The sequence below is a fragment of the Streptomyces sp. NPDC008163 genome (assembly GCF_042956885.1).
GTDB classification, from domain to species: domain Bacteria; phylum Actinomycetota; class Actinomycetes; order Streptomycetales; family Streptomycetaceae; genus Streptomyces; species Streptomyces drozdowiczii_A.
Map to the genome: position 1 here is coordinate 291,734 of NZ_JBIBHG010000002.1, position 13,581 is coordinate 305,314.

Sequence of the window (13,581 nt, forward strand, 5' to 3'; positions counted from 1 at the left end):
CTTGAACGTTAGGGTTTGGGTCGGCGTTCGGACCGTCCCAATCGGCATCCGTCGTCGCAGCGGGATCACCGCGAAGCGACGACACGTAACTCGAGGCGAGAGGCCTTCGACGTGGCAGCACCGCAGAACTACCTCGCAGTCATCAAGGTCATCGGTGTCGGCGGCGGTGGTGTCAATGCCATCAACCGAATGATCGAGGTCGGTCTCAAGGGCGTCGAGTTCATCGCGATCAACACGGATGCGCAAGCCCTGTTGATGAGCGACGCCGACGTCAAGCTCGACGTCGGCCGCGAACTCACCCGCGGCCTCGGCGCCGGGGCGAACCCGGCCGTCGGTCGTAAGGCGGCAGAGGACCACCGTGAGGAGATCGAGGAGGTCCTCAAGGGGGCCGACATGGTCTTCGTCACCGCAGGCGAAGGCGGCGGCACCGGCACCGGTGGCGCACCCGTCGTCGCCAACATCGCGCGCTCGCTCGGCGCCCTGACGATCGGTGTGGTCACCCGCCCGTTCACCTTCGAGGGCCGGCGTCGCGCCAATCAGGCGGAGGACGGCATCGCCGAGCTCCGCGAAGAGGTCGACACCCTCATCGTCATTCCCAACGATCGGCTGCTGTCCATCTCGGACCGCCAGGTCAGCGTGCTCGACGCGTTCAAGTCGGCCGACCAGGTCCTGCTCTCGGGTGTCCAGGGCATCACCGACCTCATCACGACGCCGGGCCTGATCAACCTCGACTTCGCCGACGTCAAGTCGGTCATGTCCGAGGCCGGTTCCGCGCTCATGGGCATCGGCTCCGCCCGCGGCGACGACCGCGCGGTGGCCGCCGCGGAGATGGCGATCTCCTCGCCGCTCCTGGAGGCGTCCATCGACGGTGCTCGCGGTGTCCTGCTCTCCATCTCCGGCGGCAGCGACCTCGGTCTCTTCGAGATCAACGAGGCCGCCCAGCTGGTGAGCGAGGCGGCCCACCCGGAGGCGAACATCATCTTCGGCGCGGTCATCGACGACGCCCTCGGCGACGAGGTGCGGGTCACCGTGATCGCGGCGGGCTTCGACGGCGGACAGCCGCCGGCCCGGCGGGAGAACGTCCTCGGCGCGAACAGCGCCAAGCGCGAGGAGCCGGCCCCGACGCCGGTCCGGTCCGCGCCCGAGCCGGTGCGCCAGTCGTCCGGCGGACTCGGGTCCGTGCCGCCGCGCGATGAGCCGCCGGCACAGGCCGAGCCGGCTCCGGTGTCGGGTGAGACCCACCTTCCGCCGGTCGTCTCGCCGCCGCACGTCCCGCCGGCCCGTCCCTACTCGGACTCCCAGGCCGAAGAGCTGGACGTACCGGACTTCTTGAAGTGATAGGTCCGCATGACGCAGTGAACCCGACGGTCTCCGTCTTTTCGCGGGGCGGCGCTCATTTCTCCTTCACCGACAGGTGGGGCGGAGTGAGCGCCGCCCCGTACGCGGAGCTCAATCTCGGCGGCGCGGTCGGCGACGACCCCGCCGCCGTTCTCGCCAACCGCGAGCGGGCCGCGCGCGCCCGGGGGCTCGATCCGGCGCGGGTCGTCTGGATGAACCAGGTCCACGGCCGGGACGTGGCCGTGGTCGACGGACCCTGGGGCGAAGCGGCGGAGATCCCCGCCGTGGACGCGGTGGTCACCGCGCGGCGCGGGCTCGCACTCGCCGTGCTGACCGCCGACTGCACCCCCGTCCTGCTCGCCGACCCGGAGGCCGGCGTCGTCGCCGCGGCGCACGCCGGGCGGCCGGGGCTGGTCGCCGGGGTCGTGCCGGCCGCGGTCGAGGCCATGGTCCGGCTGGGCGCAGAGGTCTCCCGGATCACCGCCCGGACCGGGCCGGCCGTCTGCGGGCGGTGCTACGAGGTGCCGGCGGCGATGCGGGACGAGGTCGCCGCGCGCGTGCCCGGCTCCTGGTCCGAGACCAGCTGGGGCACCCCCGCGGTGGACGTCACCGGCGGGGTGCACGCCCAGCTCGCGGAGCTCGGCGTCACCGACCGGCAGGCGTCGCCCTTCTGCACCCTGGAATCGGGCGACCACTTCTCGTACCGACGCGACCGCATCACCGGGCGGCTCGCCGGATATGTCTGGCTGGACTGATAGGGCATGACGGAACGCAAGGAACAACTCGCCGCGAATCTGGCGCGGGTGGAGGAACGGATCGCTTCGGCCTGCGTCGCGGCCGGTCGCAAGCGGGAGGAGGTGACCCTGATCGTGGTCACCAAGACCTACCCCGCGAGCGATGTGCGGATCCTGCACGGACTCGGTGTGCGCCTGGTCGCCGAGAACCGCGACCAGGATGCCGCCCCCAAGGCTGCGGAATGCGCAGATCTTTCCCTCTCCTGGCACTTTGTCGGTCAGTTGCAGACCAACAAGGTCCGTTCCGTGGCCGGTTACGCCGATGTCGTGCAGTCCGTGGACCGTACGAAACTGGTGACCGCCCTCTCGGCGGCGGCCGGGCGACGCGAGCGCGAACTCGGCTGCCTGATCCAGGTCGCGCTCGACGCGGAGAGCGGTGAGCGGGGGGCCCGCGGAGGCGTCGCGCCCGACGGGATCGAGGAGTTGGCGGACGCCGTCGCCGCCGCGCCCGGTCTCCGGCTGGACGGACTGATGACCGTCGCGCCGCTCGCCGGCCCCTTCGCCGGGCGGCAACGGGCCGCGTTCGACCGGCTGATGGAATTCTCATCCCGGCTGCGCGGGAACCATCCGGCTGCGAACATGGTCTCTGCAGGGATGAGTGCGGACCTGGAGGACGCGATCGCGGCCGGAGCGACACATGTGCGCGTCGGTACTGCGGTACTCGGAGTCCGACCCGGGCTCGGGTAACGTCGCCAAGAAGTCGGACCACAGCAGAAAATATGGTCATTACCGCCCAGCGCGGGAGGACCGGAGTGGATCGCGGGCACTTGGTGACAGATGCCGATCCACCACAGAGCGGAGGACTCAGAGCATGGCCGGCGCGATGCGCAAGATGGCGGTCTACCTCGGCCTCGTGGAGGACGATGGGTACGACGGCCCGGGGTTCGACCCCGACGACGAATTCGAACCCGAGCCGGAGCCCGAGCGCGACCGGCGCCGGCACCAGTCCGCGCATCAGGTGGAGCGGGACCGCGAGCGCGACGAGCCGGTACGCGCGGTCCAGCCGCCGGCGCAGCGGGAGCCGGTCCAGATCCCCGCGGAGCGTGAGCGACCCGCCCGGATCGCACCCGTGGCATCCATCACACCTGAACGTCCGAACATGGAGAAGAACGCACCGGTGATCATGCCCAAGGTCGTGTCCGAGCGCGAGCCCTACCGGATCACGACGCTGCACCCCAGGACGTACAACGAGGCCCGTACCATCGGGGAACACTTCCGTGAGGGCACTCCGGTGATCATGAATCTCACGGAGATGGACGATACGGACGCGAAGCGACTTGTCGACTTTGCCGCGGGACTCGTCTTCGGTCTCCATGGCAGCATTGAGCGAGTGACACAGAAGGTGTTCCTGTTGTCGCCTGCTAACGTCGATGTCACGGCGGAGGACAAGGCCCGCATCGCAGAGGGCGGATTCTTCAACCAGAGCTGAGAACACGACACCGGGAACAACCCGGCCGAGAGGCCGGTGCTACGAGAGCCAGGGGAGAGGGAAGCGCGAGAGATGGGCGTCGCACAAAGTGTTGTCTACATCGCGTTGATGTGTTTCCTCATCGTGCTGATCTTCCGGCTCGTCATGGACTACGTCTTCCAGTTCGCACGTTCATGGCAGCCGGGCAAGCCGATGGTGGTCGTCCTGGAGACGACCTACACGGTCACCGATCCACCGCTCAAGCTCCTGCGGCGGTTCATCCCGCCGCTGCGTCTCGGGGGCGTGGCACTCGACCTGTCCTTCTTCGTTCTGATGATCATCGTTTCCATCCTGATCAGCATCGTGGTCAGGCTGTGAGCGATACGGTCTTGCCGACTGCCGACGACTACGTAGAGGTGAAGAAGAGATGCCGCTGACTCCCGAGGATGTGCGGAACAAGCAGTTCACGACGGTCCGCCTCCGAGAGGGCTACGACGAGGACGAGGTCGATGCCTTCCTCGACGAGGTCGAGTCGGAGCTGACCCGCCTGCTCCGTGAGAACGAGGACCTGCGTGCCAAGCTGGCCGCCGCCACGCGTGCCGCTGCGCAGAACCAGCAGCAGGGTATGCGCAAGCCGCCGGAGCAGCAGGACCGGCCGGGTGCCCCGGTGCCCGCCGCCATATCGGGTCCGCCGGTCCAGCAGCAGCCCCCGCAGATGGGTCCCCCCCAGCTGCCCGGTGGTGCTCCGCAGCTGCCCGCCGGTCCCAGCGGTCACGGCCCCCAGGGCCCGCACGGCCCCGGCCCGCAGGGCCCGCACGGCCCCGGCCCGATGCAGGGTGGTCCCATGGGCGGCCCGATGGGCGGTCCCATGGGCGGTCACAACCCGCAGCAGCAGATGCAGCAGATGCAGCCCCCGCCGCAGATGCAGCAGCAGGGCCCCGGTGGCGACAGCGCCGCCCGTGTCCTGTCCCTGGCCCAGCAGACCGCCGACCAGGCGATCGCGGAGGCCCGTTCCGAGGCCAACAAGATCGTCGGCGAGGCACGCAGCCGCGCCGAGGGCCTGGAGCGGGACGCCCGCGCCAAGGCGGACGCGCTGGAGCGGGACGCGCAGGAGAAGCACCGCGTGGCGATGGGCTCGCTGGAGTCGGCCCGCGCGACGCTGGAGCGCAAGGTCGAGGACCTTCGGGGCTTCGAGCGCGAGTACCGCACGCGTCTGAAGTCCTACCTGGAGAGCCAGCTGCGTCAGCTGGAGACCCAGGCGGACGACTCGCTGGCTCCGCCGCGCACCCCGGCCGCCGCGTCGCTGCCGCCGTCGCCCTCGCTGGCTCCGGCCGGTGCGGGTGCCATGGGGCACACGATGGGCGGCAACCACGGCGGTCAGCCGATGGGCGGGGGCAACCCGTCCATGGGCGGTGGCCCGTCGTACGGCGGCCAGCAGCAGATGTCGCCGGCGATGACGCAGCCGATGGCGCCGGTCCGGCCGCAGGCGCCGCAGCCGATGCAGCAGGCGCCGTCGCCGATGCGTGGGTTCCTGATCGACGAGGACGACAACTGACGGGCGTTCGCGCGGTGAGCGCGTAGCCGTCGGCAGGCAAAGGGCCGGGCCCCGGGGTTTCCCCGGGGCCCGGCCCTTGTGCGTACCCGATTCGCTGCGCGGGGCTTGTTCCCCACCCCGCCCCTTCCCGGAACTGGGGCTCCGCCCCAGACCCCGCGCCTCAAACGCCGGCATGGCTGGAGGTTGCCGCGCGGCCAGATCAAGCCCCTCCGGCGATTGAGGAGCGGGGCCCGGGGGCAGAGCCCCCGGGACTCCGGTCCGCTACGCCTTGCGGAGGTGGAACGTCAGGGACAGGCCCTCGTCCTCGAACGGGGTGCCGTACGTGGTGTCCGCCTCGCCCTGGGCGTAGTCCAGGGCCAGGACCTCGTCCGCGATCAGCGTCGCATGCTCGGTGAGGGCCTCCGCCGTCGCGGGGGACGTGGAGGTCCAGCGGACGGCGATGCGGTCCGCGACGTCCAGGCCGCTGTTCTTGCGGGCCTCCTGGATCAGGCGGATCGCGTCACGGGCCAGGCCCGCGCGCCGCAGCTCCGGGGTGATCTCCAGGTCCAGGGCGACCGTCGCGCCCGAGTCCGAGGCGACGGACCAGCCCTCGCGCGGGGTCTCCGTGACGATCACCTCGTCCGGTGCGAGGGTGACCGTCTCGCCGTCCACCTCCACCGACGCCGTGCCCTCGCGCAGGGCCAGCGACAGGGCCGCCGCGTCCGCGTTCGCGACCGCCTTGGCCACCGCCTGGACGCCCTTGCCGAAGCGCTTGCCGAGCGCCCGGAAGTTCGCCTTGGCCGTGGTGTCGACCAGCGAGCCGCCCACCTCGGAGAGGGAGGCGAGCGAGGAGACGTTCAGCTCCTCCGTGATCTGGGCGCGCAGCTCCGCGGACAGGGCCTCGAAGCCCGAGGCCGCGACCAGCGCCCGGGACAGCGGCTGGCGGGTCTTGACGCCCGACTCCGCACGCGTGGCCCGGCCCAGCTCGACCAGGCGCCGCACCAGCGCCATCTGCGCCGAGAGCGCGGGGTCGATCGCCGCCGGGTCGGCCTGGGGCCAGGACGACAGGTGGACCGACTCCGGCGCGTCCGGGGCGACCGGCACGACCAGGTCCTGCCAGACCCGCTCGGTGATGAAGGGGGTCAGCGGGGCCATCAGCCGCGTGACGGTCTCCACCACCTCGTGCAGCGTGCGCAGCGCCGCCTTGTCGCCCTGCCAGAAGCGGCGCCGGGAGCGGCGCACGTACCAGTTGGACAGGTCGTCCACGAACGCGGAGAGCAGCTTGCCGGCCCGCTGCGTGTCGTAGCCCTCCAGCGCCTGTGTGACCTGCTCCACCAGCGTGTTCAGCTCGCCGAGCAGCCAGCGGTCCAGGACCGTGCGGTCGGCGGGCGCCGGGTCCGCCGCCGAGGGCGCCCAGCCCGACGTACGGGCGTACAGGGCCTGGAAGGCCACCGTGTTCCAGTACGTGAGGAGCGTCTTGCGGACGACCTCCTGGATCGTGCCGTGGCCCACGCGCCGGGCCGCCCAGGGGGAGCCGCCCGCCGCCATGAACCAGCGCACCGCGTCCGCGCCGTGCTGGTCCATGAGCGGGATCGGCTGGAGGATGTTGCCCAGGTGCTTGGACATCTTCCGGCCGTCCTCGGCGAGGATGTGGCCGAGGCAGACGACGTTCTCGTACGAGGACTTGTCGAAGACGAGCGTGCCGACCGCCATCAGCGTGTAGAACCAGCCGCGGGTCTGGTCGATGGCCTCCGAGATGAACTGCGCCGGGTAGCGGCTCTCGAAGATCTCCTTGTTCTTGTACGGGTAGCCCCACTGCGCGAACGGCATCGAGCCAGAGTCGTACCAGGCGTCGATGACCTCGGGGACGCGGCGCGCCTCCAGGCCGCAGCCGTCGTGCGTACAGGCGAAGGTGACGTCGTCGATGAACGGGCGGTGCGGGTCCAGGTCCGAGAGGTCCGTGCCGGACAGCTCGCCCAGTTCGGCGCGCGAGCCGACGCAGGTGAGGTGGCCCTCCTCGCAGCGCCAGATGGGCAGCGGGGTGCCCCAGTAGCGGTTGCGGGAGAGCGCCCAGTCGACGTTGTTGGTCAGCCAGTCGCCGAAGCGGCCGTGCTTGACGGAGTCCGGGAACCAATTGGTCTTCTCGTTCTCCTGGAGCAGCCGCTCCTTGACCGCCGTGGTGCGGATGTACCAGGACGGCTGCGCGTAGTACAGCAGCGCGGTGTGGCAGCGCCAGCAGTGCGGGTAGCTGTGCTCGTACGGGACGTGGCGGAAGAGCAGGCCGCGGTCGTCGAGGTCCTCGGTCAGCGCCTCGTCGGCCTTCTTGAAGAAGACCCCGCCGACCAGCGGCAGGTCCTCCTCGAAGGTGCCGTCGGGGCGGACCGGGTTGACCACCGGCAGGCCGTACGCCTTGCAGACCAGGAGGTCGTCGGCGCCGAAGGCGGGGGACTGGTGGACCAGACCCGTACCGTCCTCGGTCGTCACGTACTCGGCGTTGACGACGTAGTGCGCCTCGGCCGGGAAGTCGAGCAGGGCGAACGGGCGCTCGTAGGTCCAGCGCTCCATCTCGCGGCCCGTGAACGACTGGCCGGTGAGCTCCCAGCCCTCGCCGAGCGCCTTCTCCACCAGCGGCTGCGCGACGACGAGCCCCTCCTCGCCGTTCGTCGCGACGACGTACGTGACGTCGGGGTGCGCGGCGACGGCGGTGTTCGAGACCAGCGTCCACGGGGTCGTCGTCCAGACCAGGAGCGCCGCCTCACCGGCCAGCGGTCCCGAGGTGAGCGGGAAGCGCACGAAGACCGAGGGGTCGACGACCGTCTCGTAGCCCTGCGCCAGCTCGTGGTCGGACAGGCCGGTGCCGCAGCGCGGGCACCAGGGGGCGACGCGGTGGTCCTGGACCAGCAGGCCCTTGTTGAAGATCTCCTTGAGCGACCACCACACGGACTCGACGTACTCGGGGTCCATCGTGCGGTACGCGTCGTCCAGGTCGACCCAGTAGCCCATGCGGGTCGTGAGTTCGGCGAAGGCGTCGGTGTGCCGGGTCACGGACTCGCGGCACTTGGCGTTGAACTCGGCGATGCCGTACGCCTCGATGTCCTTCTTGCCGTTGAAGCCCAGCTCCTTCTCGACCGCCAGCTCGACCGGCAGGCCGTGGCAGTCCCAGCCGGCCTTGCGGCCCACGTGGTAGCCCTGCATGGTGCGGAAGCGGGGGAAGACGTCCTTGAAGACGCGGGCCTCGATGTGGTGGGCGCCGGGCATGCCGTTGGCGGTCGGCGGCCCCTCGTAGAACACCCACTCGGGGCGGCCCTCGGACTGGTCGAGGCTCTTGTTGAAGACCTTGTTCTCGCGCCAGAAGTCGAGCACGGCGTGCTCGAGGGCGGGCAGGTCGACCTGGGCGGGTACCTGGCGGTACTGCGGCGATGTCATGTGCGGGCTTCCTCCGGCGGACGTCTTCCACTTCCGTCGGAGGGACGAGAACCGAGCCGGTCCCCGCGGTACCACCCTCCTTGGCCCCGGGCGTGCGCCCCGGGCCCCCTCATTGGGGTGCGATGCCGGTTCTACTGGCCCCTCGGGGCTTTCTTCCGGCGGCTCCGGGGTGATCTTCACGACGCGCTCGCCCCCGGGCTCCCACCGTCCCCGGGTCGCTGCTGGCTGCGTACGACGCTACTCGTCCCATCCACGCCTCTCGCTGAGGCCAGTGTACGGGCCCGGGGGCACGGCCTCCGACCGGTTTACGGAGGGCCCGGGCGTGACCCGAATGGTCATACGGGGCTGACCCGGCCCGAGCGCGGCGCGGAGCGCGCCGGAAAGCCGGATTACCCGGCGGGGAGCTGGGCACAACGGAGGCAGGCACACGGTGATCCGGACACGGGGAGGCGGGATGCGGCGGCGTGCCCCGTTGCCGCGGGCCGGGGGTCGACTTATCGTCCCAGCACGACTCGCGAGCAAGATCACAGTGTGTGAAGGGGCCGCGGCCATGGTGGAGAAGAAGGCGCCCGGCAAGAAGACCTCCGCCAAGAAGGCGGCGGCCCGGAAGACCGCGTCGAAGAAGACCGCGTCGAAGAAGACCACGCCGAAGAAGACCGGGGCCACCGCGGCCTCGGCGACCACGGGGGCGGCCGAGGCCGCCGATCAGACGGGAGCCCACACGGTGGTAGCCAAGAAGAGCGCGGCCGGTACCCGGACCCCGGGCGAGGACGCGGCACCCGTGCCGCCCGCCCGGGTCGCCACGGCGCCGGGAGACCTGGCGGTACGGCCGGGCGAGGACCCCTGGACGCCGGAGGAGGTCGCCGCCGCGCGGGACGAGCTGACCGGCGAGGCCACCCGGCTCCGCAACGAGCTGGAGGCGTCCGGTCTCGCGCTGGCCGGGCTGATGCGTGACTCCGGCGACGGGGCGGGCGACGACGAGGCCGACACCGGCACCAAGAACATCACCCGCGAGCACGAGATGCAGCTCGCCGCCAACGCCCAGGAGATGCTGGACCAGACCGAGCGCGCCCTGGCCCGCCTGGAGGCCGGCACGTACGGGCTGTGCGAGGTCTGCGGCAAGCCGATCGGCAAGGCGCGGATGCAGGCGTTCCCCCGGGCCACGCTGTGTGTCGAGGACAAACAGAAGCAGGAGCGACGCGGCTGATTCGCACGGGCGTGCCGTACTCTCGTCCTCAGTCGGGAACTAGGTTGAGGGACTCACGTGGCAGAGGCGGAGCGCATCATCGGTACGCCGGACATCACCGGGGCTGAGGGAAGCGGAGAGAGCGGGCCGGACGGCTCGGCCGCTTCCCCGGACCCGGGCGCGCCGGAGGCCCGGGAAACCGGGGCCACCGCGGCGGACGCGGCCGTCGACCGCTCGCCGGCCACCCGCCGGCGCCGCGTCATCCTGCTGTTCTGCGTCGCCGTCGTCGCGTATCTGCTGGACCTCGGCAGCAAGATGCTCGTCGTGGCGAAGCTGGAGCACCAGGAGCCGATCGAGCTCATCGGCGACTGGCTCAAGCTGGACGCCCTGCGCAACTCGGGCGCCGCGTTCGGCTTCGGCGAGGCGTTCACGATCATCTTCACGATCATCGCGGCGACCGTCATCGTGGTGATCGCGCGGCTGGCCCGCAAGCTGTACAGCCTGCCGTGGGCCATCGCGCTCGGCCTGCTGCTCGGCGGTGCCCTGGGGAACCTCACCGACCGCATCTTCCGCGCGCCGGGCGTCTTCGAGGGCGCGGTGGTGGACTTCATCGCCCCCGCCCACTTCGCCGTCTTCAACCTGGCCGACTCCGCGATCGTCTGCGGCGGCATCCTGATCGTGCTCCTCTCCTTCAAGGGCCTGGACCCCGACGGCACCGTGCACAAGGACTGAGGGAACGAGGACCGAGGAACGGGGACCGGCGGGGGCAAGGCATACTCGACTGGTGAGTACGCAACCCGAGGTCCGCACCCTGCCCGTCCCCGATGGCCTGGAGGGCGAACGCGTCGACGCCGCCATCTCCCGGATGTTCGGCTTCTCCCGCACCAAGGCCGCCGATCTGGCCGCCGCAGGCAAGGTGCAGGTGGACGGCTCGGTCGTCGGGAAGTCCGAGCGGGTGCACGGCGGTGCCTGGCTCGAAGTGGAGATGCCGCAGGCGCCCGCGCCGGTGCAGATCGTCGCCGAGCCCGTCGAGGGCATGGAGATCGTCCACGACGACGACGACATCGTGGTGATCGTGAAGCCCGTCGGCGTCGCCGCCCACCCCAGCCCCGGCTGGACCGGCACCACCGTCATCGGCGGCCTCGCCGCCGCCGGGTACCGGATCTCGACCTCCGGCGCCGCCGAGCGCCAGGGCATCGTGCACCGGCTCGACGTCGGCACCTCCGGGCTGATGGTCGTCGCCAAGTCCGAGCGCGCCTACACGCTGCTGAAGGCCCAGTTCCGCGACCGGGTCGTGGAGAAGAAGTACAACGCGCTGGTCCAGGGCCACCCGGACCCGATGAGCGGCACCATCGACGCCCCCATCGGCCGCCACCCGAACCACGACTACAAGTGGGCGGTCGTCGCGGACGGCAAGCCCTCGGTGACGCACTACGACCTCATCGAGGCGTACCGGGCGGCCAGCCTCCTCGACATCAAGCTGGAGACCGGGCGCACCCACCAGATCCGGGTTCACATGTCCGCCCACCGCCACCCCTGCGTCGGCGACCTCACCTACGGCGCCGACCCCACCATGGCCAAGCGCCTCGGCCTCACCCGGCAATGGCTGCACGCGGTGAAGCTGGGCTTCGAGCACCCCGCCGACGGGAGCTGGGTCGAGTTCACCAGCACCTACCCCGACGACCTCCAGCAGGCGCTGGACCGCATCGCGGCGGAGAGCCAGTGAGCGCCGGGCCCCTCGCGTACACCACCCGGACCGCCGCCGACGACCAGGACCGCGCCGCCTGCTTCCAGGTGCGCAAGGAGGTCTTCGTCGGTGAGCAGAACGTGCCCGAGGAGATCGAGTACGACGCCCACGACGCGGACGCGCTGCACGTCCTGGCCGTCGCCGCCGACGGCACCGCGCTCGGGACCGGCCGGCTGCTGCACGGCCCCGCCGCCGCCTCGCACACCGGCGGGGACCCGGCCGTCGGCTCGCTCGGCCGGCTCGCCGTGAGCAAGGAGGCCCGGGGGCTCGGCGTCGGCGCCGCGCTCGTGCGGGCCATCGAGGACGCGGCCAGGAGCCAGGGCCTCACCGCCGTCGACCTGCACGCCCAGACGCACGCCCTGCGCTTCTACGAGCGCCTCGGCTACGAGCCGTACGGCCCCGAGTTCATGGACGCGGGCATCCCGCACCGGGCGATGCGCCGGACGATCTGACGCCCCGCCGCACCCCCTGACCCCGGGCGGCGGGCGGCGCATGGCAGGGTGAGGGGCATCGGCCGGGCGTGGGACCGGGCCCGGGCGGAGCGCTTCGGAAGGCACCCCGTGGACCAGATGTCACTGCTGCTCCTGCTGCTGCTCGGGGCCGTGGTCACGGTCCCGCTGGGGGACCGGCTGAAGCTGCCGGCGCCGGTGCTGATGACGCTCTTCGGCGTCGTGCTGGCCTTCCTCAGCTTCGTGCCGAACGTGGACATCCCGCCGGAGATCATCCTCCCCGCGCTGCTGCCGCCGCTGCTCTACGCCTCGGTGCAGCGCACCTCCTGGCGGCAGTTCGCCGCGAACAAGCGGCCCATCTTCCTGCTGGCCGTCGCCCTGGTCTTCCTCACGACCGCCGCCGTCGCCGCGGTCGCCGACGCGATCGTGCCGGGGCTGCCGCTCGCCGCCGCCGTCGCCCTCGGCGCACTCGTCGCCCCGCCCGACCCGGTCGCCGCGACCGCCGTCGCCGGGTCGGTCGGGCTGCCCCGGCGGCTCGTCTCCATCCTGGAGGGCGAGGGGCTGTTCAACGACGTCACCGCGATCGTGCTGTACCACGTGGCCATCGCGGCGGCCGTCAGCGGGACCTTCTCGTGGCCCGAGGCGTTCGGGCTGCTCGTGCTGTCGGCGGTCGTCGCCGTCGCGGTGGGCGTGGCGCTCGGCTGGCTCACCATCAAGCTGATGGGGCTGCTCGGCGACGCCACTCTCCAGGTCGGCCTGACCCTGCTGGTGCCGTTCGTCAGCTACGTGCTCGCCGAGGAGCTGATGGGCTCCGGTGTCCTCGCCGTCCTGATGACCGCGATCTTCCTCGCCGAGCACACCGCGGACGCCGACGACGTCCTCGGCCGGCTCACCGGACGCACCTTCTGGGAGATCGTGGACACCCTCGTCACCGGGATCGCCTTCGGGCTCATCGGCCTCGAACTGCACAACGTGTTCGGCACGGCGAACGGCCGCGAGCTGGAGATGGCCGGCTGGGGGCTCGCGGTCGTCGCCGTCGTCGTCGGCGTGCGGCTGCTGTACCTGCTGCCGGCCACCTGGCTCGCGAAGCGGCTGCACACCCGGCGGGACGTCAGCGAGGAGATCCCCACCAGCTGGCGGGAGACCGTGATCATGTGGTGGGCCGGGATGCGCGGGGTGGCCTCCGTCGCGCTGGCCCTCGCGATCCCGCTGGAGACGGACGACGGCAAGCCGTTCCCCGGCCGCGACGAGATCGTCTTCATCGCGTTCTCCGTGATCATGGTGACCCTGGTCTTCCAGGGGCTGACGCTGCCCTGGCTGGTGCGGAAGCTCGGGGTGCGCGCGGACACCGACGCCGAGGCGGCCCTGGAGAAGGACCTCGCGATCCGGGCGGCCAAGGCGGCCCGGCAGCGGCTCAAGGAGATCGAGGAGACCGAGGACTTCCCCGAGGAGGTCACCGAGCGGCTGCACCGGCTCGCCTACGACGTGGGGGCGCGGATCAGCCCGGAGATGGTGGACGACGAACGGCGCGACGCCTACGCCAAGCGCGTCGAACGGTTCCAGGCGGTCAGCCGGATCCAGCGCGAGATGATGTCGGCCGCCCGCCACGCCGTCCTCGCCGCCCGCAGCGAGCCCGGCTCGGACCCGGAGGTCGTGGACCGGGTGCTGCGGCAGCTGGACGTACGCAGCCTGCGCTGAG

Annotated in this window: 12 protein-coding genes; 11 read left to right on the forward strand and 1 reads right to left on the reverse strand. The window is 71.3% G+C overall.

All coding sequences use genetic code 11. From position 1 onward, the window contains the following. Positions 1-111: 111 nt before the first annotated feature. The 6 genes from ftsZ to ACFZAT_RS06445 all read left to right on the forward strand — a co-directional run bounded on the left by ftsZ (position 112) and on the right by ACFZAT_RS06445 (position 5,095). A complete protein-coding gene (ftsZ, locus tag ACFZAT_RS06420) occupies positions 112-1,338 on the forward strand; it encodes a cell division protein FtsZ (protein ID WP_391260950.1) in 1,227 nt (408 codons plus the stop codon). After that, complete coding sequence (gene pgeF / locus ACFZAT_RS06425; protein WP_391260953.1) at positions 1,335-2,093, forward strand: peptidoglycan editing factor PgeF; 759 nt, start codon at positions 1,335-1,337, stop codon at positions 2,091-2,093. Before ftsZ ends, pgeF begins: the two co-directional genes overlap by 4 nt. A 6-nt stretch (positions 2,094-2,099) precedes the next feature. Further along, the gene (locus tag ACFZAT_RS06430) at positions 2,100-2,819 is read left to right on the forward strand and encodes a YggS family pyridoxal phosphate-dependent enzyme (protein WP_391260956.1); all 720 of its coding nucleotides are present in this window, start codon (positions 2,100-2,102) and stop codon (positions 2,817-2,819) included. Positions 2,820-2,943: 124 nt separating this feature from the next. Further along, positions 2,944-3,561 carry a cell division protein SepF gene (locus ACFZAT_RS06435; protein ID WP_391260959.1) on the forward strand — a complete coding sequence of 206 codons (618 nt, stop codon included), beginning with the start codon at positions 2,944-2,946 and terminating at the stop codon, positions 3,559-3,561. Between the two features lie 72 nt (positions 3,562-3,633). After that, a complete protein-coding gene (locus ACFZAT_RS06440) occupies positions 3,634-3,918 on the forward strand; it encodes a YggT family protein (RefSeq protein WP_018104460.1) in 285 nt (94 codons plus the stop codon). A gap of 49 nt (positions 3,919-3,967) precedes the next feature. Next, positions 3,968-5,095: a DivIVA domain-containing protein gene (locus tag ACFZAT_RS06445; RefSeq protein ID WP_132902200.1), complete on the forward strand. Its 1,128-nt coding sequence runs from the start codon at positions 3,968-3,970 to the stop codon at positions 5,093-5,095. Between the two features lie 261 nt (positions 5,096-5,356). Here ACFZAT_RS06445 and ileS read toward each other — a convergent pair whose 3' ends face one another. Further along, complete coding sequence (ileS, locus tag ACFZAT_RS06450; protein WP_391260964.1) at positions 5,357-8,500, reverse strand: isoleucine--tRNA ligase; 3,144 nt, start codon at positions 8,498-8,500, stop codon at positions 5,357-5,359. Between the two features lie 550 nt (positions 8,501-9,050). Between ileS and ACFZAT_RS06455 the strand changes: the two genes are divergently transcribed. The 5 genes from ACFZAT_RS06455 (at position 9,051) to ACFZAT_RS06475 (ending at position 13,580) form a co-directional block, all read left to right on the forward strand. After that, entirely contained in the window at positions 9,051-9,707 is a 657-nt protein-coding gene (locus ACFZAT_RS06455) for a TraR/DksA C4-type zinc finger protein (protein WP_391260967.1), read from the forward strand. 57 nt (positions 9,708-9,764) lie between these two features. Then, on the forward strand, positions 9,765-10,418 hold the full coding sequence (gene lspA / locus ACFZAT_RS06460) for a signal peptidase II (RefSeq protein WP_391260970.1): 654 nt from the start codon (positions 9,765-9,767) through the stop codon (positions 10,416-10,418). 52 nt (positions 10,419-10,470) lie between these two features. Further along, positions 10,471-11,412: an RluA family pseudouridine synthase gene (locus tag ACFZAT_RS06465; protein WP_383298506.1), complete on the forward strand. Its 942-nt coding sequence runs from the start codon at positions 10,471-10,473 to the stop codon at positions 11,410-11,412. Further along, positions 11,409-11,885 carry a GNAT family N-acetyltransferase gene (locus tag ACFZAT_RS06470; RefSeq protein WP_391260974.1) on the forward strand — a complete coding sequence of 159 codons (477 nt, stop codon included), beginning with the start codon at positions 11,409-11,411 and terminating at the stop codon, positions 11,883-11,885. Before ACFZAT_RS06465 ends, ACFZAT_RS06470 begins: the two co-directional genes overlap by 4 nt. A 108-nt stretch (positions 11,886-11,993) precedes the next feature. Further along, positions 11,994-13,580 (forward strand): Na+/H+ antiporter, encoded by a 1,587-nt coding sequence (locus ACFZAT_RS06475; protein WP_391260977.1) that lies wholly within the window; start codon positions 11,994-11,996, stop codon positions 13,578-13,580. The last annotated feature ends 1 nt before the right edge of the window (position 13,581 follow it).

Excerpts from the sequence above, each read along its gene's own strand:
- ACFZAT_RS06430 (WP_391260956.1), top strand. The coding sequence starts at position 2,100 with ATGACGGAACGCAAGGAACAACTCGCCGCGAATCTGGCGCGGGTGGAG.
- ACFZAT_RS06435 (WP_391260959.1), top strand. The coding sequence starts at position 2,944 with ATGGCCGGCGCGATGCGCAAGATGGCGGTCTACCTCGGCCTCGTGGAG.
- ACFZAT_RS06440 (WP_018104460.1), top strand. The coding sequence starts at position 3,634 with ATGGGCGTCGCACAAAGTGTTGTCTACATCGCGTTGATGTGTTTCCTC.
- ACFZAT_RS06445 (WP_132902200.1), top strand. The coding sequence starts at position 3,968 with ATGCCGCTGACTCCCGAGGATGTGCGGAACAAGCAGTTCACGACGGTC.
- ileS (WP_391260964.1), bottom strand. The coding sequence starts at position 8,500 with ATGACATCGCCGCAGTACCGCCAGGTACCCGCCCAGGTCGACCTGCCC.
- ACFZAT_RS06455 (WP_391260967.1), top strand. The coding sequence starts at position 9,051 with ATGGTGGAGAAGAAGGCGCCCGGCAAGAAGACCTCCGCCAAGAAGGCG.